The sequence below is a fragment of the Acinetobacter guillouiae CIP 63.46 genome, assembly GCF_000368145.1.
Lineage (GTDB): Bacteria > Pseudomonadota > Gammaproteobacteria > Pseudomonadales > Moraxellaceae > Acinetobacter > Acinetobacter guillouiae.
The window spans coordinates 351,264-375,265 of the sequence record NZ_KB849287.1; the positions used below are offsets into that span (position 1 = coordinate 351,264).

Below are 24,002 nucleotides of genomic sequence, written 5' to 3' on the forward strand. Positions count from 1 at the left end.
AGTGAATTTTGCGCGCTTTTAAATCTGAAAAACTTGTGATTTTACTTTTAATTTAATTATTGAGGCGTCGCAAGGCTAGGAGGTGTATTTTGCTCATTTTGTGGTGCGACATTCGGCTGTTGTGTATTTGGTGGGTTAACCACTGGTGCAGGTGTTACAGGTTGAGTACCTTGAGGTTGCCCATTTTGTGGCTGATTTTGTGAGGCATTTGGCTGAGCTGTTGGTGCTGGGTTGGTGGGTGTCGAATCTCCATGATAGCCATAAGTATTCACCTTACTTTGGCTACGCGCATTCTTCGGCGGCGGTGTGGTGGTGTAATGTGTAGAGCCTTTGCTATCTACCCATTTATAATACTGTTTTGCATGACTGGCGCTGACCCCAACCATAGAGAATAAGGCAAAAATTGTCGATACAAAAACCGTGTGTGCAAAGCGTTGACGTTGTTTCATTTTATAAAACCTTTGAGTCATTTTTTATTCAGATGAAAACGAAAAATCATTCTGCTATCTAATATACATCGGATTGTTTTCGCTTGATCTGGGTATTTTAAAAATCGTATTTATTTTATACAGAATAATAAAATTTTAAATAATTCTTTTGCAATTTTATTGGCTTATAAGTCTTTGAAAATTTTATTTATAAGACAACCAAAAAAAAGGAATAGTTTTAAAAATAAACGCTTGGTAAATAAACAATAAAAAGCCTGATAGAAACCTTGACTTTGTTCGCTAAAACTACAAAAATGCTTGCTTTAGTTTCAGATGTTTTTTTCGATCACCCTTCGAGTAAAAATATCAAAGCAAGCAATAACATTTTCTCTAAGCCGAGAAAATGACTCTACCGAAGCATGTTTATCCCAACATATTTCAGTGATTCATACAGCTCAAACAGCTGCGTGACGATTTATTTTTTTATTGCTGCAAAAACTAGTAAATATGTGTGCTATAACAGAGCGCACAATCAATGAATGAAACACGGCCTGTGTCTCCCATAGCGCTGTGGAATAAAGATTAGGGTGAATACGTTGGAACTTTTATCTGGTGGTGAAATGCTCGTTCGTGCATTGGCGGACGAAGGCGTTGAACATGTTTTTGGATATCCAGGCGGCGCAGTATTACATATTTATGATGCGCTATTTAAACAAGATAAAATCAATCATTACCTCGTACGTCATGAGCAAGCTGCTGGTCATATGGCAGATGCTTACTCACGTGTGACGGGAAAAACAGGTGTAGTGCTGGTCACTTCTGGACCTGGCGCAACCAACACTGTAACACCAATCGCTACAGCCTATATGGACTCAATCCCAATGGTGATTTTGTCTGGACAGGTTGCTAGCCATCTTATTGGTGAAGATGCATTCCAAGAAACAGATATGGTCGGTATTTCTCGTCCGATCGTAAAACATAGTTTTCAAGTGCGTCATGCAAGTGAAATTCCTGCCGTTATTAAAAAAGCATTTTATATTGCTGCTTCAGGTCGTCCGGGTCCTGTTGTGGTTGATATTCCGAAGGATGTCACTAATCCTGTCGACAAATTTGCTTATGAATATCCTGAAAAAGTGAAGATGCGCTCTTATCAGCCACCTCACCGCGGTCATTCAGGTCAAATTCGTAAAGCCATTGATGAACTTATTAATGCCAAACGCCCTGTCATTTATACAGGTGGTGGTGTTGTTCAGGGCAATGCTTCTGCATTACTGACTGAATTGGCGCATTTATTGAATTACCCAGTGACCAATACGCTGATGGGTTTGGGTGCATTCCCAGGCGATGATGAGCAATTCTTGGGTATGTTGGGTATGCATGGTACATACGAAGCCAATATGAGTATGCATAATGCTGATGTTATCTTGGCGATCGGTGCGCGTTTTGATGACCGTGTAACCAATAATCCAGCGAAGTTCTGTACCAATGCGAAAGTGATTCATATTGATATCGACCCAGCGACGATTTCAAAAACCATTATGGCGCATATCCCAATCGTGGGTGCGGTAGAGCCAGTACTTCAAGAGATGTTGGTTCAATTGAAACAAATGAATGTTTCTAAACCAAACCCTGAAGAAATCTCGGCATGGTGGTCACAAATCAACGAATGGCGCAAAGTACATGGTTTGCGTTATGCGCCAGGTGAAAATGGTGTGATGAAACCACAACAAGTGGTTGAAGTCTTAGACAAAGTAACCAATGGTGAAGCGATCATTACTTCTGACGTTGGTCAGCATCAAATGTTTGGTGCGATGTATTACAAATACAAACGTCCACGTCAATGGATCAACTCAGGTGGCCTAGGCACAATGGGTGTGGGTTTACCTTATGCCATGGCTGCGAAACTTGCATTCCCAGATCAACAAGTGGTGTGTATCACAGGTGAAGCATCGATTCAGATGTGTATCCAAGAGCTTTCTACATGTAAGCAATATGGCTTAAATGTGAAAATTCTCTGCTTGAACAACCGTGCTTTGGGTATGGTAAAACAATGGCAAGATATGAACTATGAAGGACGTCATTCAAGTTCTTATGTTGAGTCATTACCCGATTTTCCAAAATTGATGGAAGCTTACGGTCATGTAGGTATCCAGATTGACCATGCGGATGAGCTTGAGTCTAAGCTTAAAGAAGCAATGGCGATTAACGATAAATGTGTATTTATTAACGTGATGGTTGATCGTACCGAGCATGTATATCCGATGCTTATTGCAGGTCAATCTATGCAAGATATGTGGTTGTCTAAAGGGGAGCGTACTGAATGAGACATATTATTTCTGTACTCGTTGAAAACGAAGCTGGTGCGCTTTCTCGTTTAGTGGGGTTGTTCTCTCAACGTGGCTATAACATTGAAACTTTAAATGTCGCACCAACTGAAGATCCAACCATGTCACGTTTGACATTAACCACCTATGGTGATGACCATAAAATTGAGCAAATCACCAAACAGCTGAATAAATTGGTTGAAGTGGTTAAAGTGGTTGATTTGTCAGAAGGCGCGCACATTGAGCGTGAGCTGATGCTGATTAAAGTCAAAGCATTGGGTTCTGCACGTGCTGAAATTAAGCGCACAGCGGATATCTTTCGTGCTCAAGTGGTTGATGTTACTCCAACGACTTATACCATTCAGATTGCGGGTACAACTGAAAAAATTGATGGCTTTATTGATGCACTTGCAGAAAACACAATTTTAGAAGTAGTTCGTTCTGGTGTATCTGGTATTGCTCGTGGTGAAAAGGTTCTTTCACTCTAGTTGCACCTCAACCAGTAATTAATTATTTGATTTTTTATTCCCTCATGTATAACCTCTCCTCGCAATAGGAGAGGGACTTAGACTAGAAGATTCAAAACAATAATCTTCAGGATAGGAAGAGGAAACACAGCATTTTAGCGGAGACAGCAATGCAAATTTTTTATGATAAAGACTGCGACTTATCTATCATCCAAGGTAAAAAAGTAGCGATCATTGGTTATGGTTCACAAGGTCATGCTCACGCGCAAAACCTTCAAGACTCAGGTGTAGACGTTACTGTTGGTTTACGTGCTGGTTCTACTTCTTGGAAAAAAGCTGAAAATGCAGGCCTTAAAGTTGCTGAAGTTCCAGCTGCTGTTGCTCAAGCTGATTTAGTGATGATCTTGACACCAGATGAGTTTCAATCACAGCTTTATCGTGACGTGATCGAACCAAACATCAAAGAAGGTGCGACTTTAGCATTTGCACATGGTTTCGCTGTACTTTATAACCAAGTTGTTCCACGTAAAGATTTAGACGTGATCATGGTTGCACCAAAAGCACCAGGTCATACTGTACGTTCAGAATTCCAACGTGGTTCAGGTGTACCTGATCTTATCGCGATTCATCAAGATGCTTCTGGTAATGCACGTAACGTTGCACTTTCTTACGCTTCAGGTGTAGGTGGTGGTCGTACAGGTATCATCGAAACTTCATTCCGTGAAGAAACTGAAACTGACTTATTTGGTGAGCAAGCAGTACTTTGTGGTGGTGCTGTTGAATTGGTTAAAATGGGTTATGAAACGCTTGTTGAAGCGGGTTATGCACCTGAAATGGCTTATTTCGAATGCTTGCACGAACTTAAATTAATCGTTGATTTAATGTTTGAAGGCGGTATTGCGGACATGAACTATTCAGTATCTAATAATGCTGAATACGGTGAATATGTGACTGGCGTTGAAGTGATCAACGAGCAATCACGTGAAGCGATGCGTAATGCACTTAAACGTATCCAATCAGGTGAATATGCGAAGATGTTCATCCAAGAGGGTGCATTGAACTATCCATCTATGACTGCTCGTCGCCGTCAAAACGCAGCTCACGGTATTGAAGTGACTGGCGGTAAATTACGCGCGATGATGCCTTGGATTCAAGCCAACAAAATTGTAGATAAAGAAAAGAACTAATTTTTAGTTTTTATCAAAGCCCACTCTTTTGAGTGGGTTTTTTTATGCTATATTTTAGCTAAAGTTAATAATAAAGCAGAAAACAACATGACATTAAAAACATATTTCGCTATCGCCAGTCTGCTTGGCTGTTGTGCTATATATCCAGTATATGCACAGAACACGAGCGTTGATAATCCTATGCAAAAGTCTAGGCAGAATCATAATCAGCTTCAAAATACGCAAAATAAATTACTCGATGAAAAGATTGCGTACAATGCTTTAGAAAAAGCCAAGCAGTCTTTAAATGTGGGTCATCCACAACAGGCCATCGCGGCATTACAGACTGCAATTCAGTATTTTGAAAAATACCAAAACAGTAGTCAAGACACACTCTATGCTGCCAACGGAACAGCTGAAACCTTGCTATACCTGACACTTGATATGGGAAAGCAAAAAAATATTCGAGTTTTTTCAGGTTGTTGGGCGGACTTATACTTTCAAGCCGCTTATGCCTTTATTGAAATGAATGATCTAAAGAATGCTCAAGTGAAGTTAAAAAGTGCTTTAACGCTATCACCTTTTAATAGTGAGTATTTAAAAGAGGCAGGGTTTATTCAGCAAGCACAAAAACAGTGGCAAGCGTCATTGGAAAGTTTTAAAACTGCTGAACAGGATCTGTATTTGCTTGAGCCTGAAGAAAAAAGATTGGCGATTCAACAGAGTGTAAGACGCAGTTTAGGGGTGAGTTTGATTGAATTAAATCAACTGGATGAAGCTACTCAATATTTTAATAAAGTTTTAAAGGTTGATCCCTCAGACGCAAAAGCGCGTAATGAATTAAACTACATTGAGCAGTTAAAGAAAAAAGGTCATGTTGCTAAGCAGGCAATTGGTCGCGTCTAAATCGCGTTTTTTAAAATCATCTTTTAGGGTAGCAATTTTTAACTAACAAAAATTTATTTTGTGATAAATTACACATTATTGATTCTGGTTAAACGTGGTATTCAAGCATGAAATTTAAACTTCTCATCGCAATGACGACTTTGTCTATTTCATGCTTTAGTTTTGCTGAAACGCAGTCCACTTCGACCAATACCGCACTAAAGCCTTTTAGTGGCGTACGCGTATCGATGCAACGCATGCTTAAATCGAGTGAAGGTCGATACTTTATGAATCTTTATGCGGGGATTGCTCATCCGCATGGTGTGCTGACGGATTTAATGGATGGTACAACAACAGACTTTAAAGGGACACAAAAAGCAGATCAGCTGGATTTAAAGTCGATTACTGCTCAATCAGATCCTTTGGCAAATGGTAGTGATCAATTAACTGGTCTATTAAATGCAAATACAGGCGTGTTTAAAGCATCATTGTTAAAGAAACCAAATACAGCTTGGCAGTCGATACAGTTTGAGCCTGCTTTTAAAGTCAGCAATAAACCCGTTTTTATCTTTAAATTTTATGGTCAAGATGATGCCAATAGCTCTTATGGAAAAACCTTAAAACGTGTTGATGTGTTAAATAAAACCAACAATACAGTGGCACAGAGCTTGACAGGTTTTACTGGTTATCCAAACAGCATTGGCTATATGGATATAAATTTTGATGGTTATTATGATGTCATTGTGTCGGACTTGTCGCAAGGTCGTACAGTCGATGATAAGCGCTATATTTACTGGATGTACAATCCAAAAACACAACAATTTCAACGTTCTCCGCAACTTGAAAAAATTGTTGGTTTTCCAAGTTTACATGGTGAAAAACAACAAATTGATTTTGGTAATGGACAGCTTTATCAAGTTCAGAAAGGTTTGTTAAATCGTATTTCTGATGAAAATTGAAATGGTCAAAAAACTGTCATTAAATAATCATTAAAATGTCAAAAACTTAGCCTAATCTATTCAAAAATGAAGAGATTAGGTATCGTATGAATAAACCGTACGCGAACACCTTGCAATTTAAACAACAAGATTTTCCCGATAACTTTAAATTTTATTTTAATCCAAACAAGAAAAAAATCGATACGAATAAAGACCATCTTATTCGTGACTTATCTCGACCTCGACTGAAAATTGCAATCGTGACTGAAACATGGCCACCAGAAATCAATGGTGTTGCTTTGTCTTTGATGCAACTGTGTAAAGGCTTGCAAAATCAAGGTCATAAAATATTACTGATTCGCCCTGCACAGAAGACCCAATGTCAAGACTTTAGCCCAAATAAAGAGTGCTTGGTGACTGGGCAATCAATTCCGAAATATCCAGACATGAAGTTTGGCTGGCCCCAATTTCTAAAAGTCTCTCAAGCGATTTCGGCATTTTCACCTGATGTGGTACATATCGTGACTGAAGGGCCTTTAGGCTTTACTGCGCTGCATGCGGCAAAGACACGACGAATTCCGGTATCAAGTGGTTTTCATTCACAATTCCAAGAATTTAGCCGTTTCTTTGATTTAGCATTCTTGGTCAAACCAATTCAAAGTTATTTGCGATGGTTCCATAACGCAACGCAACTGACCTGTGTGCCAAGCAGTGATACAGAGCAGGCATTACGTGAGTTTGGTGTGACCTGTCCATTGGTTGTGGTCGGGCGAGGAATTGATACAGAACGCTTTTCATCACAACGCTACTCCGAACAGTTGAGACAACAGTGGGGTGCAGATGAAGACACCACAGTCTTGATCTATGTTGGGCGTTTGTCTTCTGAAAAAGAAGTCAATGTGGTGATTGATGCCTATTCTGAACTGCGACAACAAGCACAACGAAAAGTAAAGTTAGTGCTGGTAGGGCATGGCCCAGATCGCGGTCGTTTAGAAAAAATGCCGGGTGCTGAACATGTGATTTTTATGGGCAGTCTAACTGGCACACAACTTGCTGAAGCCTATGCGAGTGCAAATGTTTTTGTTTTTGCAAGTCAGGTAGAAACCTTTGGGAATGTCGTTATCGAAGCGATGGCGAGTGGTTTACCGATTATTGCTTATGACTATGCCTGCGCTCAACTTCATGGCAGACATGCTCAGAATGGCTGGTTATGTCCAATTGGAGACATCAAGCAATTCACTCAACATGTATTAGATCTTCCAGATAACAGCACACTCAAACGTTTCGGGCAACAAGCGATGCATGATGTGCAAAGCATTGGATGGCAACATCCCGTACAACAATTCGAAGAAGCACTATACCAGGTAACGCAGTATGCAAAACGACTGACCTAGTTCATCTCAAATAATGAGAGGAGAGTGGAAAATGAATTTTAAAAATACCAAAATAAAAATGCTCGATCTCGACCTTAGAGGTTGTTTATATCTTAATAATTTATCGCATACCCAAAGTATTGCGACGTTCTTTAAAACTGTGAGCCGTTTGGGAGATGGTCCTTTCTGGTGCGCAATGTTGGTTCTGATTTGGCTACAAAAGAGCTGGATCTATGGTCTGCAACTTCTCTATGTCGTTGTTATGGGTCTTTTAGGAACAGGAATTTATAAGTTCTTAAAACACAAAACAGTGAGACCACGACCTTATCAAGTTCATCAAGTCATTATTCTGGGTGAACGACCATTGGATCATTTTAGCTTTCCGTCAGGTCATACGTTACATGCGGTCATGGTCACTATTGTCTTTGGCTATATTCAACCAGTTATGTTGTTCATTATGATGCCTTTTACCATTCTTGTGGCGTTATCTCGGATGGTTTTGGGTCTGCATTATCCAAGCGATGTCATTGTTGGCGCACTGATTGGTGCAAGTGTCGCGAGTTTGATTGTGTTAAGCGCACCATATTTAGGAGTGATGTTATGATGGTTTACTTACTGCTGGTCTGTAATTTTATTTTTAAAGAATCTGATGATTTTGATCATCAAGGTTTTAACTTTGAATAATTGGCTCAATTCAATCCGTCTTGTAAATTAAACGCTTGAATCCGTGGTGAATCTTGTAAATGTCTAGAATGATTTATTTCTGAATGAATTGAGATTTGATACAGTAGCAGAATTAAATTGAGCAAAGGAAGACCTGATATGGGCTTACGTTGGACAGATACAATTGATATCGCAATTGAACTCAGTGAAGCGCATCCAGATGTGGATCCACAATGGGTGCGTTTTACCGATATGCATGCATGGATTTGTGCATTGCCAGAATTTAGTGATGATCCAACCAAATCGACTGAAGGTCTGCTAGAAGCCATTCAAATGGCATGGATTGATGAAGCGAATTAATGGCTTGAGATGTTGCTGAATGATGCTAAACGTCACAGCGCATCGAAAAATCCAAATTTTTTACAGATTAAAAGCAGAAAATTGTTCATTATTCGGTATAATGCGCCCAAATTTTCGTGTCAATTTGACTAAAGGAGCCACTCATGGCTATTGAACGTACTTTATCTATCGTAAAACCAGATGCAGTTGCTAAAAACCACATTGGTGACATCTTTGCTCGTTTCGAAAAAGCTGGTCTTAAAATCGTTGCGACTAAAATGAAACACCTTTCTAAAGCAGAAGCTGAAGGTTTCTATGCTGAGCATAAAGAACGTGGTTTCTTTGGTGACCTTGTTGCATTCATGACTTCTGGTCCAGTTGTAGTATCTGTTCTTGAAGGTGAAAACGCAGTTCTTGCTCACCGTGAAATTCTTGGTGCTACAAACCCTAAAGAAGCTGCTCCTGGTACAATCCGTGCAGATTTTGCTGTAAGCATCGATGAAAATGCTGCGCATGGTTCTGACTCAGTTGCATCTGCTGACCGTGAAGTAAATTACTTCTTCGCTCAAACTGAAGTTTGCCCACGTACTCGTTAATTCGACGTATCTAGGGTCTCTTTTTCTACACGAATAAATCTCCGATTTATGAATTGATAACAGACCCGAAACCAGATAGGTGATATACTACTTGTCTGGTTTTTTTATTTTTGTTGCTTTATTTGGCTAAATATTGGTCAATATGTTTTATTACTACGGCATGATTTAGGTAATCCCCATGAATTCTGAAGTTGTCGCTTCATCGTTAAATCTAGATGAACAGCAGCCTGCATCATCAAAATCTGTACAGGCTGATCGTATTCAGACTGCAAATGTGCAGAAAGTGAATTTACTTGGCATGTCACGTCCGCAATTGGAAAAATTCTTCGAAGAAATCGGCGAGAAAAAATTCCGTGCTGGGCAGGTAATGAAATGGATGCATCAATTTTTTATCACTGATTTTGCTGAAATGACCAATATTTCAGGAAAGTTGCGTGAAAAACTAGAAAGAATTTGTGAAATCAAAGCGCCAGAAGTGGTGCATCGTAACTATTCGAAAGATGGAACTCGTAAGTGGGTATTCCGTGTTGGTGATGGTGCGGGCTCTTTGGTTGAAACGGTATTGATTCCAGCAGAAGATAAAACAGGCTCACGTAAAACACTGTGTATTTCATCACAAGTGGGTTGTGCTTTAGATTGCTCATTCTGTTCAACAGGAAAGCAAGGTTTTCAGCGTGATTTAACCCCTGACGAGATCATTGGACAGTTATGGGTGGCCAACTATTCTTATATGGAAGAAGTACCTGTTGCTGAACGTGAGCGCTCGGTGACCAATGTGGTGATGATGGGAATGGGTGAGCCATTACTCAACTATGATGCTGTATTAAGCTCAATGAATATCATGTTAGATGATTTTGCTTATGGCATGTCTAAACGTCGCGTTACATTATCAACTTCAGGTGTTGTACCGAAAATTGACCAATTGGCACAAGATATAGATGTGGCTTTGGCGATTTCTTTACATGCGCCAAATGATGAGTTACGTAATGAATTGGTGCCGATTAATAAAAAATATCCATTAGCACAATTGATTGCTGCATGTCAGCGCTATATTGCCAAAGATGGTAATGAAAGCTCTCGTAAACATGTCACTATTGAATATGTGATGTTGGAAGGAGTGAATGATCATCCTGAACATGCACAACAAATGATTAAGTTACTGAAAAACTTACCAAGTAAAATTAATTTGATTCCATTTAATCCATTTCCGCATGCGCCGTATGGCCGTTCAAGTCGAAATCGTATTATTTCTTTCCAAAAAACTTTGTCTGATGCAGGTTTTGTGTGTACGATTCGTCAGACACGTGGTGATGATATTGATGCTGCGTGTGGGCAGTTGGTCGGGCAAGTGGCAGATCGTACCCGTCGTGCAGAGCAGTGGAAAAAGAAAGTTGCTGAACGTGGTGAGATTATTCGTTCATAAGCTTAAAGATTTGTAGACATACATTTATATCAACAAATAATCAGGGGCTGACTTTGAGAAAATCGATGTATCAAAAAGCAGTTGTAATATTGGCAATTGGTTTATCTGCATTGGTCGTACAGGGTTGTCAAACGACAAATTCAGACACAATAATAAAAAAAGATCCTGAAAAAGCCGTTAAAGTACGTACTCAGCTTGCTGCTGAATATATTCGTACAGGTGATTTAGATGCTGCAAAACGCGCACTAGACCAAGCTTTAGAAACTGATTCACGTGATTCTGCGGCAAATATGATGATGGGTGTCTTACTGCAACAAGAAGGCAGTAAGATCAGTATGGAAAAAGCAGACGGCTATTTTAAGCGTGCAATTTCCAGTGACTCAAAAAATGCACAAGCTCGTAATAATTATGGAACATATTTATTTGTTACTGAGCGCTATAATGACGCGATTGAACAATTGAGTATAGCTGGTGCTGCGCTTGGTTATGATCAGCGTTACAAGGCTTTAGAAAATTTAGGTCGGGTTTACTTAAAAGTCGGTGATGTGGCAAATGCTGAAAAAGCATTCAAACAAGCTTTACAAGTCAATCGCGATTCGATTATTTCTCTGGTAGAGTTATCAGAAATTTTCTATTTGCAACAAAAAAGTGCGCAAGCAAGTCAACTCTATGAGCAATATGTTCGTTTAGTAGGTCAGGACAAACAGGGTGCGAGAGCGCTTTGGATTGGTTTACGTATTGCACGTGCCAATAATGATCAGATGGGAATGCAAGTGTTGGTCAATCAACTGCGTGCATTGTTCCCGGACAGTAAAGAATATCAACGTTATCTGCAATTACAGTACAGTACTGAGGCCGTATGGAAGTAAATCCTAATTCACAGCAACCTACAGGTTCAAACGTAGCATCTAATGGCTTAGGAAATGTTCAACGTCCAGGTGAGTACTTGCGTCAAATTCGAGTCTCCAAAAACCTAGACATTCAAGATGTTGCAAACGAACTAAAAATGCCTGTAAAAACCTTACAAGCATTGGAACAAGATGAATATAAGTCTTTGCCAGAAGCAACCTTTATTAAAGGTTATTATCGTTCATATGCCAAGTTTTTAGGCGTTGATGCAACGGTAGTCATTCAACGCTTTGATGAAATTTATCAAAATGATACTGGGCTTTTGCCAAACCATGCATTGAACAACTCCCCAATCAAGATTATGGGGAAATTGCCTGGATCAAACAGTGATCGTAATAAAAAATGGTTAAAGCGAATTTTAATTGCCATTGTTGCGCTTGCGGTGATTTGGGCTGTGATTGCTGGAATTCAAAAAATGACATCGGGTAAAAGCGCTGATGTCGATGCCAAACCACAAGCCTCAGAAGTAGAAGTGTTGAATTTAAACAATGCAACTGCGACTTCAGGTGACCAAATGGTATTGAATTTCAGTCATCCAACTTCTGTACATATTGTAGATAGTACAGGAAAAGTTTTGGCGACTGGTCGCCAGTCGGCTGCTTTAACCGTTAATGGCCAATCACCATTCCAAATTCGTCTCGATGATGCAACTGCTGTGTCATTAAGCCTTAATAATGAACAGATTTCATTGTCTCCATATACAGTGAACGGAAAAGCAGAATTCCGTTTGTCACGTTAATGGGCAAGAGTAGATAAGATCATGATTGAGAATCCAATCAAGCGCCGTCCTACACGTAAAATACGTGTAGGTTCAGTGTATGTCGGTGGTGATGCACCGATCAGTATTCAAAGTATGACCAATACTGAAACTTGTGATGTCGATGCAACAGTTGCGCAGATTCAACGCTGTGCAGATGTTGGTGCGGACATTATGCGGGTATCGGTACCGACTATGGAAGCTGCTGAAGCTTTTGGTGAAATTCGTAAACGTGTCACGGTACCATTGGTTGCAGATATTCATTTCGATTATAAAATCGCATTGAAAGTTGCAGACATGGGTGCAGACTGTTTGCGGATCAACCCCGGGAATATTGGTTCTGAAGCCAAGATTCGTGAAGTGGTTGCTGCTGCACGTCATCACGATATTTCTATGCGTATTGGTGTCAATGCTGGATCTTTAGAAAAAGATATCCAAAAGAAATATGGTGAGCCGACAGGTCAGGCATTACTTGAATCTGCAATGCGTCATATCGATATATTGGATCGTTTAAACTTCCATGAGTTTAAAATTTCAGTAAAAGCATCAAATGTATTTTTAACAATGGATGCTTATCGTTTATTATCTGCACAAATTGATAATCCATTACATTTAGGTGTAACCGAAGCTGGGATCTATCGTACGGGTTCAGTGAAATCTGCGATTGCTCTAGGTGGTTTGCTGTTGGATGGCATTGGTGACACCATGCGTATTTCATTGGCGGCTGAGCCTGAAGAAGAAGTAAAAATTGGTTTTGATATTTTAAAATCCCTGAGCCTTCGTTCAAATGGGATTAACTTTATTGCTTGTCCAAGCTGTTCACGTCAGGAATTTAACGTGATCAAAGTGATGCAGGCTTTAGAGGAGCGTTTAGAAGATATTCGTACACCAATGGATGTGTCTGTCATTGGTTGTAAAGTCAACGGTCCGGGTGAAGCAAAAGAAGCTGATATTGGTATAGTCGGTGCAAGTCCGCGCTCACTCGTGTATCGTAATGGTGAAAAGAGTCACTTAATAGATACAAATCAGTTGGTTGATGAAATCGAAAGCATGGTTCGTCAACGTGTTCAAGAGCTTGAAAAAGCTAAAGCTAAAGAGATTATTCGTAGTTCATCATGAGTTCAATTGTCGCAATTAAAGGTTTTAATGACTTTCTTCCATCGCAAACACCTGCGTGGAGACGTCTTGAGCAGCATTTAGCATCACTTATGGATGCATACGGTTATCAGCAAATCCGTTTGCCGGTGGTTGAACATACCAATTTGTTTAAGCGTTCAATTGGTGATGCAACTGATATCGTCGAAAAAGAAATGTATACTTTCTTCGATAAGGGTAATCCGCCTGAATCTTTAACTTTGCGTCCAGAAGGCACAGCAGGTTGTGTACGTGCAATGTTGGAACATAACTTACTCCGTGGTGCAAATCCACGTGTTTGGTATGTTGGACCAATGTTCCGCTATGAAAAACCGCAAAAAGGTCGTTATCGCCAGTTTCACCAATTTGGTGTAGAAACTTTTGGTGTAGCGACACCTGATCAAGATGCTGAACTGATTCTCATGACTGCGCGTTTATGGAAACGCATGGGTGTTGCAGATAAAGTTCAACTTGAGCTAAATACCTTGGGCGAGTCTGATGAACGTGCAGAGTATCGTGCTGCATTGGTTGAATTTCTTACAGCGCATCACGCTGATTTGGATGAAGATTCGCAACGTCGTTTAACCACCAATCCATTGCGAATTTTAGATTCGAAAGATGCACGAACTCAGCAAATTCTTGAAAATGCACCTAAGTTGCATGATTTCTTAAAAGAAGACAGTTTGAATCATTTTGCTCAATTGCAACAGTATTTAACTGATGCGGGTATTGAGTTTGTCATCAATCAAAAACTAGTCCGTGGTTTAGACTATTACAACAAAACTGTTTTTGAATGGACAACGACACATTTAGGTTCTCAAGGAACGGTATGTGCGGGTGGTCGTTATGATGGTTTGGTTGGACAGCTGAAAGGTAAGCCTGATCAATCTGTACCAGCAGTTGGTTTTGCCATGGGCATGGAACGTTTATTATTGCTTCTTGAACAAGTTGAAGACAATACACCTGTGCGTGAATGTGAGTTATTCTTGCTGTCAGATCCTGCAACACAAGGTCAGGCTTTGGTATTGGCTGAACAAATTCGTGATCAACTTGAAGCTGTAAATAGTACAATTCGTTTGAAAACAGGTTCACAGGGTTCAATGAAGAGTCAAATGAAGAAGGCAGACCAATCGGGTGCCAGCTATGCTTTGATCTTTGGTGAGCGTGAGGCTGTAGCGCAGCAAGTTTTAGTCAAAGAACTTGCGACAGCAGAACAATATGAAATTAAGGCCACTGAAATTGTGCCTTTTTTCATTGAAAAATTTTCGTCAAAATAAGCCGATAATCATAAGGAAAAGGGGAGTCAAATGAGTGCAATGACTGATGATGAGCAACTGGATAGTGTGAAGTCATTTTTTAAGAAATATGGCTCGGCTATGGTGACAGGTGTCCTCATTGCATTGATTGCCTTTTTCGGTAGGGAATATTGGCAAAAGAAAACTTTGGCTGAAAATCAAAATGAAACAGCCAAAGTTCAGCAATTGATGGATGAGGCGCGAGCAGCCAATGGTGATGCTAAAGTCACTGCTGCCTTAGTCGCGTCAGCAGATAAAATTGTCAAAGACAATCCAGATTCTGTTCATGCAATTCAAGCACAAATTGTCATGGCAAAAGTTGCCTATGATAAAAATGACTATGCATTGGCTGAGCGTGAACTGAAAAAAGTTGAAAATTCTAAAATTAAAGACGCTGGTTTGTTACAAGTTGTAAAAATCAAACTTGCCGATGCACAATTGGCGCAAAAGAAGTTTGATGAAGCCTTGAAAACCTTGTCAGCTGTGAATGATCCTGCTTTTCAGGCAAGTGCTGATGAGTTAAAAGGTGATATTTATGTGGCAAAAAATGACACTGAAAATGCAAAAAAATCGTATCAAGCAGCATGGAATGCGGTCGTTGAGCGTAAACAAGAACGTCAAATTTTACAAATTAAACTCGAAAGTGTTGGCGTATTAGTAGAAGATCCTGATCTTGAACGCCCAATCTTAGCAACACAAGTGGATGAGTCTTAATGGATAGAAATTTTAAAATACCTTTTGCTTTAGCAATCTTATCAATCGCTTTAATCGGCTGTTCAAGTAATAAGACGAAAGAAGTGAAGATTAAGCCAAATCCACTGCCTAAAGTTGCACAAGCTTCGAGTTTGGTTCAAGTATTTTCGACCAGTGTCTCTTCGACCAGCAGTGAAGATGCATTACGTCTACGTTTAGATACAGACAATGGTGTTGTGTTTGCTTTAGATCCAAAAGGTGAAGTGGCTGCCTATAAAGGCAAACAGCGCTTATGGAATGCTAAAGTTACCAAAGATGGCTTAAGTTCTGGTGTTGAAGCAGCAGATGGTGTGGTGATTGTTGGTAATCAAAAAGGGCATGTTTTTGCATTAGACCAAGCGACGGGTGCAACCAAATGGTCTGCGCAATTGTCAGGTGCAATTATCAGTTCTGCTTTGATTCAATCTGGTCGCGTGATTGTGGTTGCAAATGACGGTACGGTTTATGCCTTAGATGTTGCGACAGGTCAGCAAGCGTGGACTTATAAGTTACCAAGCGCTTCATTTAGCTTAAGAGGCCAAGCCACTCCAGTTAGTTTAGATCCACGTACCGTGCTTATCGGCACTTCTACTGGCTATATTTTTGCAATAGATAGCCTTGCAGGTGTACCGCGTTTGCAACGTCGTGTTGCGGTATCTGAAGGTCGTTCTGATATTCAGCGCTTGATTGATGTGGACAGTGAGCCTGTCGTTTCAGGACAATATGTGGTTACGACGAGTTTCCAAGGGCAAGTTACTGTTCTAGATTTGGCTTCACAACGCGTTTTGTGGAGTGAAAATTCAAGCAGTATCAACCGTCCAGAAGTGACCGATGGTAAAGTCATCGTATCGCAAACTGATGGTCAAATTATTGCGTATGACTTGATTACAGGTCAGCAGCTTTGGAAAAATGAGCAACTGCTCAATCGTAACTTAAGTAACCCTGTATTGCTCGGTTCAAATCTTGTTGTGGGTGATTTAGATGGTTATTTACATCAAATTGATCCAAATACAGGAACAACGTTAGGTCGTGCTAAAACCAGTGGTGAAGTACGTACTTTGAGAGTGATTGATAATCAAGTTTATGTTTCGACACGCAAAGGTGCAATGAGTATCTGGCAAAGTCGTTAACAGTTAATCAACAGACACGATTAGGATTCTCTATTTTTTTAGTCTTGTGTTAAAATAGAGCAATCCGTATGAATTCCATACACGGGGTGATTGAAAATCAATACCCCGTGTTTTTATTTTAGGTTTTTCCTATTCTTCTTCCTATACATTTCTGATGTTCAGACCAGTCATACTGGCTGATCTTGAATAAAGGTTATTTTATGAAACCCGTAATTGCGCTCATTGGTCGTCCAAACGTCGGCAAATCAACGTTATTCAACCAGATTACCAAGAGCCGTGATGCACTCGTTGCTGATTTTGCTGGTCTTACCCGAGATCGTAAATATGGTGATGCAACTTATGAAAATAAATCTTTCATTGTCGTTGATACTGGGGGTATCGGTGAAAATGAAGGTGGTATCGACTCATATATGGCAGAGCAATCAAAAACTGCGATTAATGAAGCCGATATCATTGTTTTTGTTGTCGATGCACGTGCTGGTCTATTGGCTTCTGATGAGCAGATTGCCCGTGAGTTGCGTACACTTGGTAAAAAGGTTTACTTGGTTGCCAACAAAGTCGATGGTGTACATGCTGAAGCTGCATTAGTTGAATTTTATAAACTTGGTATGGGTGAACCCTTACAAGTTGCGGCAAGTCATGGTCGTGGTGTTCAACAAATGCTTGAGGATATCTTGGTGGATGTCCCTGAAGATGAAAACCCAGAAGAACACGATAAGGCAACAGGTTTACGCTTAGCAATTATTGGTCGCCCAAATGTCGGTAAATCTACTTTGGTTAACCGTTTGTTAGGTGAAGATCGCGTTGTTGCATTTGACCAACCGGGTACAACCCGTGACTCGATTTATATTCCGTTTGAACGTGATGGTCGTCAATATACCTTGATCGACACTGCTGGTGTACGTCGTAAAGGTAAAGTTGATGAAATGATTGAGAAATTCTCAATCGTTAAAACGCTACAAGCGATTAAAGATGCACATGTCATCGTGGTGGTTTTAGATGCACGTGAAGGTGTGGTTGAACAAGATCTACATTTGATCGGTTATGCACTTGAAGCTGGTCGTGCCATGGTGATCGCCATTAACAAATGGGACAACATGACAGAGTATGATCGCAAACAATGTAAATTGGATGTTGATCGTCGTTTTGACTTTATTCCTTGGGCAAAAGTACATTTGATTTCTGCTTTGCATGGAACAGGTGTCGGTGAGATGTATCCAACCATTCACCGTGCTTATGATTCATCACACTTAAAAGTTTCACCTGCAAAATTAACTCAGATTTTGAATGATGCAACTGAAGCACATCAACCGCCAATGATCAGTGGTAAACGTATTAAGATGCGTTATGCCCACATGGGTGGACAAAACCCACCAACGATTGTGATTCATGGTAATAAGGTGGATAAGACGCCTGCGGACTATCGTCGTTATTTAGAAAATGTCTTCCGTAAAGTGTATAACCTTGAAGGTACACCAGTTCGCGTTGACTTTAAAACAGCTGAAAATCCATTTGAAGGCCGTAAATCTCAAATTGATGAGCGTGTTGCAGCACGTCGTCGTCGTTATGTACAGAAATTTAAAAAGGCTGAAAAGAAATTTAGAAGCTAAATTTAGCGTTGAACACACCAAAACCCAAAGTGATCTTTGGGTTTTTTTGATTTAAGATAATGAAAAATGTTTGGGAATGGATTGTGAATCGTATTATTCAATTGGATGTTAATTCTATTCAAAATATTCTTCCGACTTACCATTCGAGCGATCGAAAGGGGCAGATCCAAGAACTGAAACAGGCGATCTATCAATATAGAAACCAATTGTTGTCCGATATTTTTTCAGTTGAAATCAGTAACCACTCGTTTGAAAAAACAGATTTTGGTAAACCCTATTTAATTGATTATCCAAAGTTTCACGTGAATCATTCACATAGCCAGCAACATTATGCTTTGGCGAGTAGCCAGCAAATCCAAGATTTGGGTGTGGATGTTGAGGATTTAGATCGAAAAGTTCGCTTTGAAGCTTTAGCAAAACATGCTTTTCATCCCCAAGAATATCAAGCTTGGCAAGCGTTAGACTTTGATCCTACTTTTTGGTTTAAGGTGTGGACCACCAAAGAGGCGATTTTAAAAGCATCAGGCCTAGGGATTCGTTTGAGTCTAAATGAGCTAAATACTGGAGTGCATGTGGTGAATGATGGTGGGATCTCTACGCATCCGTTATTGGGCAGCTTTGCCTACCAAAATCTCCAGCTGAGCCGAGTCATGCTGACGGTGGCATGGCGTTCTGAATTATCCTGTAAGGGCTTTGCATTTCCACAGATTCAAATCATTCAACATGGTTGATTAAAGACCGTATAGACGTTTTCATTCTGCATAACACATAAATCGCAGCAACGTTATTCCGTATTCGATTGTGGTATCTATACGTCTAAGTGCTGAAACTTTCAAGCTTAAGCCACATGTGTTGCAAATCGGCATTGTTTAATAAAACCAGTTAAATGTAAGCTGCTTATCTTTAAATAAAAATAAATAGTACTCGATCACGATCAACAATCTTGCTCGTCGCGTGTACTTTGTAAGCTATATTTTTTACATAAAAATTAGTTTATTTCTCCATGAAATTCTCTATACTTGATAAATTAAATGATAATTAAGTAGCGAAAATACTAATTATTGTGAATTTAAAGCGATGAAAAAGCGATAGGTTAGGATTAATTATATAGTGCGATTTAAATACTTCATCAGCTTAATTTGCATCATATTTTTTTATCCAAATTTTAGTTTTGCTTCAAGTTTAGAAAGTGATCTTGCTGCTTTTAATCTCATTACCAACTACGAGCTTTTATTCTTTGGTGGAATATTTGTCATTCTGATGCAAGCTGGCTTTGCTGTAGTTGAAGGCGGATATGAAAACACCTATAAGTCAATTTCCGCATTATTGGTCAATTATGTTTCAGCAGTTTTAGGAACGCTTATTTTTGGTTTCTTCTGCGCAAAAATTCTCCTTGCAGGCGATGCCAGCTCCGAAAAATATATGAATGGCATGCTGCATGGTTGGCATTGGAATTTATTATTTTTTTATACCCTAATGGCCACCACAATAACCACTGTGGTTGGGCGAGTGATTCCCAGTAAAGTTCCCTTATTTGTCAACTGGATAACCGGTTTAATGATCGCAGGTGTGATCTTTCCTTTCTTTAGTAGCTGGACTTGGGGAAATATCTTATTCGGTAAGGGCTGGTTAAAAGAGTTAGGATTTATTGATTTTGCGGGTTCAACAGTGGTGCATTCCACCGCAGCATGGATTGTGTTGGCGGGCTACTTAACTTTAAAACCTCAAGACCGACAAGAAATCTTAAAAAAAGACTTAATCTTTGAAGATTATAAAATCTTATCTTTGGCATTGGCTGGCTTTATTCTTTGGCTGGCATGGTCAGGTCTAAATGTAGTTTATATCTCAGCACTCTATGCGGATATTGGAGTCATTGTCATCAATGCCTTTGCTGCACTCTTTGGGGCAATGATTGCCCCCTTGATTTTTTCCTTGGTACTCAACAATAAAATTATTTCATGGGTTGAAATGATTAAAGGTGCTTTGGGTGGCTTGGTGGCGATCACGGCAAGTTGTGGTTTAGTGAATTTGTCATCGGCATTGATTATTGGCTTAGTTTCTGGATTATTCACAATCTATTTACCCCGTTTATTGACCTATTGGATTGATTCTAAGCATATTCGTGAAGTTGTTGTGGTACATGGTATTTGTGGAGCATGGGGCACACTGGCTGTTTCTTTGACAGATAACCCCGTGATTAATTTAGCCAACAAGGCCAGTGTTATCGATCAAAGTATTGGGATTGCGGTAAATTTTGTGTGGAGTTTTGGCGTTGCATTCTTAGTATTTAAACTGATTTGTAAACTGCGTAATGCATACTCAATTAAGTCGTTAAAAAATTGAGTACTTAAAAGCTTTGAAAAAAGCCAAGCACTAAAAAAAGCGACATAAAGTCGCTTTTTTCATATTTAAGTTCTGTATTAAAAGTTAGGCAACACTTTCAGGTGTCGCACGCCATAAACTTTCCAGATCATAAAATTTACGTGCTGTTGGTAGCATCACATGTACGACTACAAATCCTAAATCGATAAGGATCCATTCAGCGTCTCGTTCACCTTCAACACCAATTGGGCGAAAGCCTGCTTTACGTGCTTCTTCAGCAACATTGTCAGCAAGTGCTTTAACATGGCGTGTTGATGTCCCGCTCGCGATGACAATTGCATCTGAAACGTTGCTAATAGCGCTGACATCAAGTTGAATAATATCTTTGGCTTTTACATCAAGTAGAGCTTCTTGTACGACTTTTAAACAAGTCTGTACGTCTTGATTTTGAGTGTTCATTGCAAGTTCGTGAGAATTAGAAGCGCTGGGCGATGGTTCTAAATTCATATAAGGTATATTTTCCAGAAAATATCTCATCTTCTAATATAGCGCTTTTGTCTAAAAAATACAAATTATACAATGCAACCGTTTGCCTAAGTAAACACCTATTTAATAGCTATGGTTGTTGGAAAAATATTTTTCTTTCCATGCAAATGACTGATTTGAATGCGATTGTGGCTTGTATTCTGCTGCAATAAAGCCCGTATAGGCGCTTTGTTTTAACCAGGAAAAAATTGCAGAATAATCAATTTGTGCGGTATCTGGTTCATGACGTCCTGGGCAGTCAGCAAATTGGATATGCCCAATCCAATCAATATTTTCTTGTAAGGCTGCCAGTACATCTTCGCCCATCATCGCCATGTGGTAACAGTCAAATTGCATTTTTAATGCAGGATGCTGTACTGCTTCTAACATTTCTTGGCCTTGTGCAATATTTTGAACCAAGAAACGTGGCATGTCTGTACCATTGATCATTTCAAATACAGGCTGAATATCACGATTAGAGAGCAGATGACAAGCCAGTTTTAAATTGTTTGCCAAGGTGTTTAAACAGGGGAGTAAATCGGCATCTTGTGGTTGTTTACCTGCCAAAATATTGACGTTTGGAACATTGAGCGCTTCTGCATATTCAATTGCAAGTTCCAATGCTTGATGAAATGCCAGTTCTTGACCAGGCACACCAGCAAGTCCGTTTCCACCTTGCATCAAGTCACCGGCGGGAACGTTGATCAGGCAAAGGCTGAGGTCATATTGTTCAAGTTGCGCTTGAATCTCTTCAATGCTTAATTCATACGGAAATTGAATTTCGACATTGTGGAAGCCATGAAGATGTGCCAAAGCAAAGCGTTCAATGAGCGGCACTTCAGTAAAAATCAAGGATAGGTTTACTGCGAGTTTAGTCATAAGAACGCTCCTTGCTATATTTGGACTCTCATCTTCAATGTAGTAGGCAATAGATTATTTTTCAACTTATTTATGTGTAGTTCCGTGTATTTTAACCCGATTTATTTTCTACTTGATGAATGACTGTGGCTAAATCCGATTCAGCAAATCCGTTGTTTTGATGGCTTTGTAATTGCCCAAGTGCATGTTGAGCCACAGGAATTTCTAAATCAAATTTTTGTGCAAGTTGAATGGCATTATTTAAGTCTTTAGAAAGCGTTTGTACTTTCCATTGTACTGGTTCAAAAGTATGTGTTGCCATGCGTGGGGCTAAAATTTGGAAAGGTTTTGAGTCGGCAAAACCACCAGCCAAAGCCGGCGCCAGTAGGGTTGTATCTACACCTGCTTTACTGGCAAGCGCAACAGCTTCCGCGATCAAGGTACTATTGGCAGCAACGATAAGTTGGTTACAGATTTTAGTGGCTTGTCCAGTACCTGTTTCACCCATACGGGTGACACGTTGAGAGAGGATATTGTAAACAAGGCTTAGTGCTTGAATCACCTCAGCATTGCCTCCAGCAAAAATGACCAGCGTGCCATTTTCGGCGCCTGCAGTTCCACCTGAAACAGGTGAGTCAATCCAAATCACCTGTTTTGTTGTTGCGCTTTCAGCCAGCTGCTTGGTTTTATCCACAGATAAACTGGAGAAATCCACAATCACTTGCTTGGCTTGTAAATAGGGCTCAATGTGCTCATAGACTAGCTGTACAGCTTTATCATCAGCAAGGCAACTGAGAATAATCGGATATTCTGCAATATTCTCAAGCTGTAATGGGTGAGCGCCTAGATCAATAAGGGCGTCACAAGCAGATGCTGTTCTGTTCCAGACAGCGACATGCAAGCCTGCTTGGATTAATCGGGTTGCCATACGGCTACCCATTAATCCCATCCCTAAAAATGCAATTTTACTGTTACGATCAAAATTCATTTTATAACTCAAAAAGCTTTCAATAATAATTTTGGATTATTTGTATTGGCGCGGTAAAAATTTTAATTCAGGATTTTTATCCTTTTTACGTGCAATTTGACTATTTTTACCCAAGAGTAATTTTAACTGCCAAATCTTCTCTAAACGTAAAGATTTCTGAGGTTGATGTTCCATAGCATCTAAAACACGTTTAGCCGCCATCAGCGCATCTGGTGAGCGTTGCAGCATCTCTTCTGCAATGGCTTGAGCTTTTGCCAACGGTGAGTCGTCTACATGCGTCACCAAACCAATGTCTTTGGCATAATTGCCATCAAAAATACGTGCAGTGAGAGTAAGCTCTTTGGCTAAATCAATACCAATCACGCCCTTGATTGAACGGGTTAAGCCCATGTCAGGCACAAGCCCCCAACGGCTTTCCATGATTGACATTTTAGTCTCTGGGTGTGCAATACGAATATCTGCAGCCAATGCAAGTTGCATCCCTGCACCAAAACAGAAACCTTCAATTGCTGCAATGACAGGGACAGGCAGTTCTTGCCAGATCAAAAATGCTTTTTGGAATAGGCTTTGACCAGGTTTAATCAGTTCCCAAGCAGCAAAGGCTGTATTTTTTGGACTATTTAAGTCAGCAAGGTCAATACCTGCACTAAATACATTGGCTTCACCCGTCAGAATCACCACACGAATACTGCGGTCTTTTTTAATCTGTTGTGCGACGCTTACCAGTTCACGGAGTAAAGCAAAACTCATGGCATTGCGTTTATCTGGACGATTTAATGAAACTGTTGCGATACCATTGTTTTTTTCTATATGTAGTAGTGCCATGATCTTGACTCATTTTTTCCTTGGTCATCAGCATAGCATGTGAATTGAATAGTTACATGACAGTAGAGTCACCGAAACTGTGTTGATGTGCCAATTGGGTAGTAAAGCCAAAACAGGATTGCAATAGTGACTTGTATCATTTTATTGGATCTTTAAAAAGATGATTGCAATAAAAAGATTGTTCTAATTCATGCTGTTTTAAAGAAACAATAAAAACCATACGCAGGATAAAACCCAGAGTCAATTGGGGTTTTATCCTGCGGGTTTAAAAACAGCTTAAAACGCGATAAGAAAAGCGTTTATAGCGCTGAATCG

Annotated in this window: 24 protein-coding genes; 19 read left to right on the top strand and 5 right to left on the bottom strand. The window is 39.9% G+C overall.

Annotation, left to right across the window (positions count from 1 at the left end; translation table 11 throughout):
* Positions 1–56: 56 nt before the first annotated feature.
* Positions 57–449 carry a DUF4124 domain-containing protein gene (locus F981_RS21880; protein ID WP_004725864.1) on the bottom strand — a complete coding sequence of 131 codons (393 nt, stop codon included), beginning with the start codon at positions 447–449 and terminating at the stop codon, positions 57–59.
* Between the two features lie 575 nt (positions 450–1,024).
* On the opposite strand from F981_RS21880, the gene F981_RS21885 reads away from it, so the two are divergent.
* The 19 genes from F981_RS21885 to F981_RS21975 all read left to right on the top strand — a co-directional run bounded on the left by F981_RS21885 (position 1,025) and on the right by F981_RS21975 (position 20,512).
* Positions 1,025–2,752, top strand: coding sequence for an acetolactate synthase 3 large subunit (locus F981_RS21885; protein WP_016539389.1), 1,728 nt, complete (start codon positions 1,025–1,027; stop codon positions 2,750–2,752).
* Complete coding sequence (ilvN, locus tag F981_RS21890) at positions 2,749–3,240, top strand: acetolactate synthase small subunit (RefSeq protein ID WP_004725868.1); 492 nt, start codon at positions 2,749–2,751, stop codon at positions 3,238–3,240. The genes F981_RS21885 and ilvN overlap by 4 nt, the downstream gene beginning before the upstream one ends.
* A gap of 149 nt (positions 3,241–3,389) precedes the next feature.
* Entirely contained in the window at positions 3,390–4,406 is a 1,017-nt protein-coding gene (ilvC, locus tag F981_RS21895) for a ketol-acid reductoisomerase (RefSeq protein ID WP_004725869.1), read from the top strand.
* 87 nt (positions 4,407–4,493) lie between these two features.
* Entirely contained in the window at positions 4,494–5,291 is a 798-nt protein-coding gene (locus tag F981_RS21900) for a tetratricopeptide repeat protein (RefSeq protein WP_004725871.1), read from the top strand.
* A gap of 107 nt (positions 5,292–5,398) precedes the next feature.
* A complete protein-coding gene (locus F981_RS21905) occupies positions 5,399–6,229 on the top strand; it encodes an XAC2610-related protein (protein WP_004725872.1) in 831 nt (276 codons plus the stop codon).
* 86 nt (positions 6,230–6,315) lie between these two features.
* Positions 6,316–7,602 (top strand): glycosyltransferase family 4 protein, encoded by a 1,287-nt coding sequence (locus F981_RS21910; RefSeq protein ID WP_004725874.1) that lies wholly within the window; start codon positions 6,316–6,318, stop codon positions 7,600–7,602.
* Between the two features lie 31 nt (positions 7,603–7,633).
* Positions 7,634–8,185 (top strand): phosphatase PAP2 family protein, encoded by a 552-nt coding sequence (locus F981_RS21915; protein WP_004725875.1) that lies wholly within the window; start codon positions 7,634–7,636, stop codon positions 8,183–8,185.
* Between the two features lie 218 nt (positions 8,186–8,403).
* Positions 8,404–8,604, top strand: coding sequence for a Fe-S cluster assembly protein IscX (iscX, locus tag F981_RS21920; RefSeq protein ID WP_004725877.1), 201 nt, complete (start codon positions 8,404–8,406; stop codon positions 8,602–8,604).
* A gap of 143 nt (positions 8,605–8,747) precedes the next feature.
* Positions 8,748–9,179: a nucleoside-diphosphate kinase gene (gene ndk / locus F981_RS21925; RefSeq protein ID WP_004725878.1), complete on the top strand. Its 432-nt coding sequence runs from the start codon at positions 8,748–8,750 to the stop codon at positions 9,177–9,179.
* Between the two features lie 178 nt (positions 9,180–9,357).
* Positions 9,358–10,602 carry a dual-specificity RNA methyltransferase RlmN gene (rlmN, locus tag F981_RS21930; protein WP_004725880.1) on the top strand — a complete coding sequence of 415 codons (1,245 nt, stop codon included), beginning with the start codon at positions 9,358–9,360 and terminating at the stop codon, positions 10,600–10,602.
* A gap of 65 nt (positions 10,603–10,667) precedes the next feature.
* Positions 10,668–11,471 carry a type IV pilus biogenesis/stability protein PilW gene (gene pilW, locus F981_RS21935; protein WP_004725881.1) on the top strand — a complete coding sequence of 268 codons (804 nt, stop codon included), beginning with the start codon at positions 10,668–10,670 and terminating at the stop codon, positions 11,469–11,471.
* Complete coding sequence (locus tag F981_RS21940; protein WP_004725882.1) at positions 11,462–12,250, top strand: helix-turn-helix domain-containing protein; 789 nt, start codon at positions 11,462–11,464, stop codon at positions 12,248–12,250. The genes pilW and F981_RS21940 overlap by 10 nt, the downstream gene beginning before the upstream one ends.
* 21 nt (positions 12,251–12,271) lie before the next feature.
* Entirely contained in the window at positions 12,272–13,387 is a 1,116-nt protein-coding gene (gene ispG, locus F981_RS21945) for a flavodoxin-dependent (E)-4-hydroxy-3-methylbut-2-enyl-diphosphate synthase (RefSeq protein WP_004725885.1), read from the top strand.
* Positions 13,384–14,679: a histidine--tRNA ligase gene (hisS, locus tag F981_RS21950; protein ID WP_004725886.1), complete on the top strand. Its 1,296-nt coding sequence runs from the start codon at positions 13,384–13,386 to the stop codon at positions 14,677–14,679. The genes ispG and hisS overlap by 4 nt, the downstream gene beginning before the upstream one ends.
* 30 nt (positions 14,680–14,709) lie before the next feature.
* Complete coding sequence (locus F981_RS21955; protein ID WP_004725889.1) at positions 14,710–15,411, top strand: YfgM family protein; 702 nt, start codon at positions 14,710–14,712, stop codon at positions 15,409–15,411.
* Complete coding sequence (gene bamB, locus F981_RS21960) at positions 15,411–16,559, top strand: outer membrane protein assembly factor BamB (RefSeq protein ID WP_004725891.1); 1,149 nt, start codon at positions 15,411–15,413, stop codon at positions 16,557–16,559. The genes F981_RS21955 and bamB overlap by 1 nt, the downstream gene beginning before the upstream one ends.
* A gap of 200 nt (positions 16,560–16,759) precedes the next feature.
* Entirely contained in the window at positions 16,760–18,169 is a 1,410-nt protein-coding gene (gene der, locus F981_RS21965) for a ribosome biogenesis GTPase Der (protein ID WP_004725892.1), read from the top strand.
* A 59-nt stretch (positions 18,170–18,228) separates the two neighbouring features.
* Positions 18,229–18,900 carry a 4'-phosphopantetheinyl transferase family protein gene (locus F981_RS21970; protein WP_004725895.1) on the top strand — a complete coding sequence of 224 codons (672 nt, stop codon included), beginning with the start codon at positions 18,229–18,231 and terminating at the stop codon, positions 18,898–18,900.
* A 379-nt stretch (positions 18,901–19,279) separates the two neighbouring features.
* A complete protein-coding gene (locus tag F981_RS21975; protein ID WP_004725896.1) occupies positions 19,280–20,512 on the top strand; it encodes an ammonium transporter in 1,233 nt (410 codons plus the stop codon).
* A gap of 84 nt (positions 20,513–20,596) precedes the next feature.
* On the opposite strand, the gene rsfS is transcribed toward F981_RS21975, so the two are convergent.
* The 4 genes from rsfS to F981_RS21995 all read right to left on the bottom strand — a co-directional run bounded on the left by rsfS (position 20,597) and on the right by F981_RS21995 (position 23,687).
* Positions 20,597–20,998, bottom strand: a complete 402-nt coding sequence (rsfS, locus tag F981_RS21980) for a ribosome silencing factor (protein ID WP_016539395.1) — start codon at positions 20,996–20,998, stop codon at positions 20,597–20,599.
* Positions 20,999–21,100: 102 nt separating this feature from the next.
* Positions 21,101–21,895, bottom strand: coding sequence for a hydroxypyruvate isomerase family protein (locus F981_RS21985; protein WP_004725901.1), 795 nt, complete (start codon positions 21,893–21,895; stop codon positions 21,101–21,103).
* 91 nt (positions 21,896–21,986) lie between these two features.
* Positions 21,987–22,862 carry an NAD(P)-dependent oxidoreductase gene (locus tag F981_RS21990; protein ID WP_004725902.1) on the bottom strand — a complete coding sequence of 292 codons (876 nt, stop codon included), beginning with the start codon at positions 22,860–22,862 and terminating at the stop codon, positions 21,987–21,989.
* A gap of 36 nt (positions 22,863–22,898) precedes the next feature.
* On the bottom strand, positions 22,899–23,687 hold the full coding sequence (locus tag F981_RS21995) for a crotonase/enoyl-CoA hydratase family protein (protein ID WP_004725906.1): 789 nt from the start codon (positions 23,685–23,687) through the stop codon (positions 22,899–22,901).
* Positions 23,688–24,002: the final 315 nt, after the last annotated feature.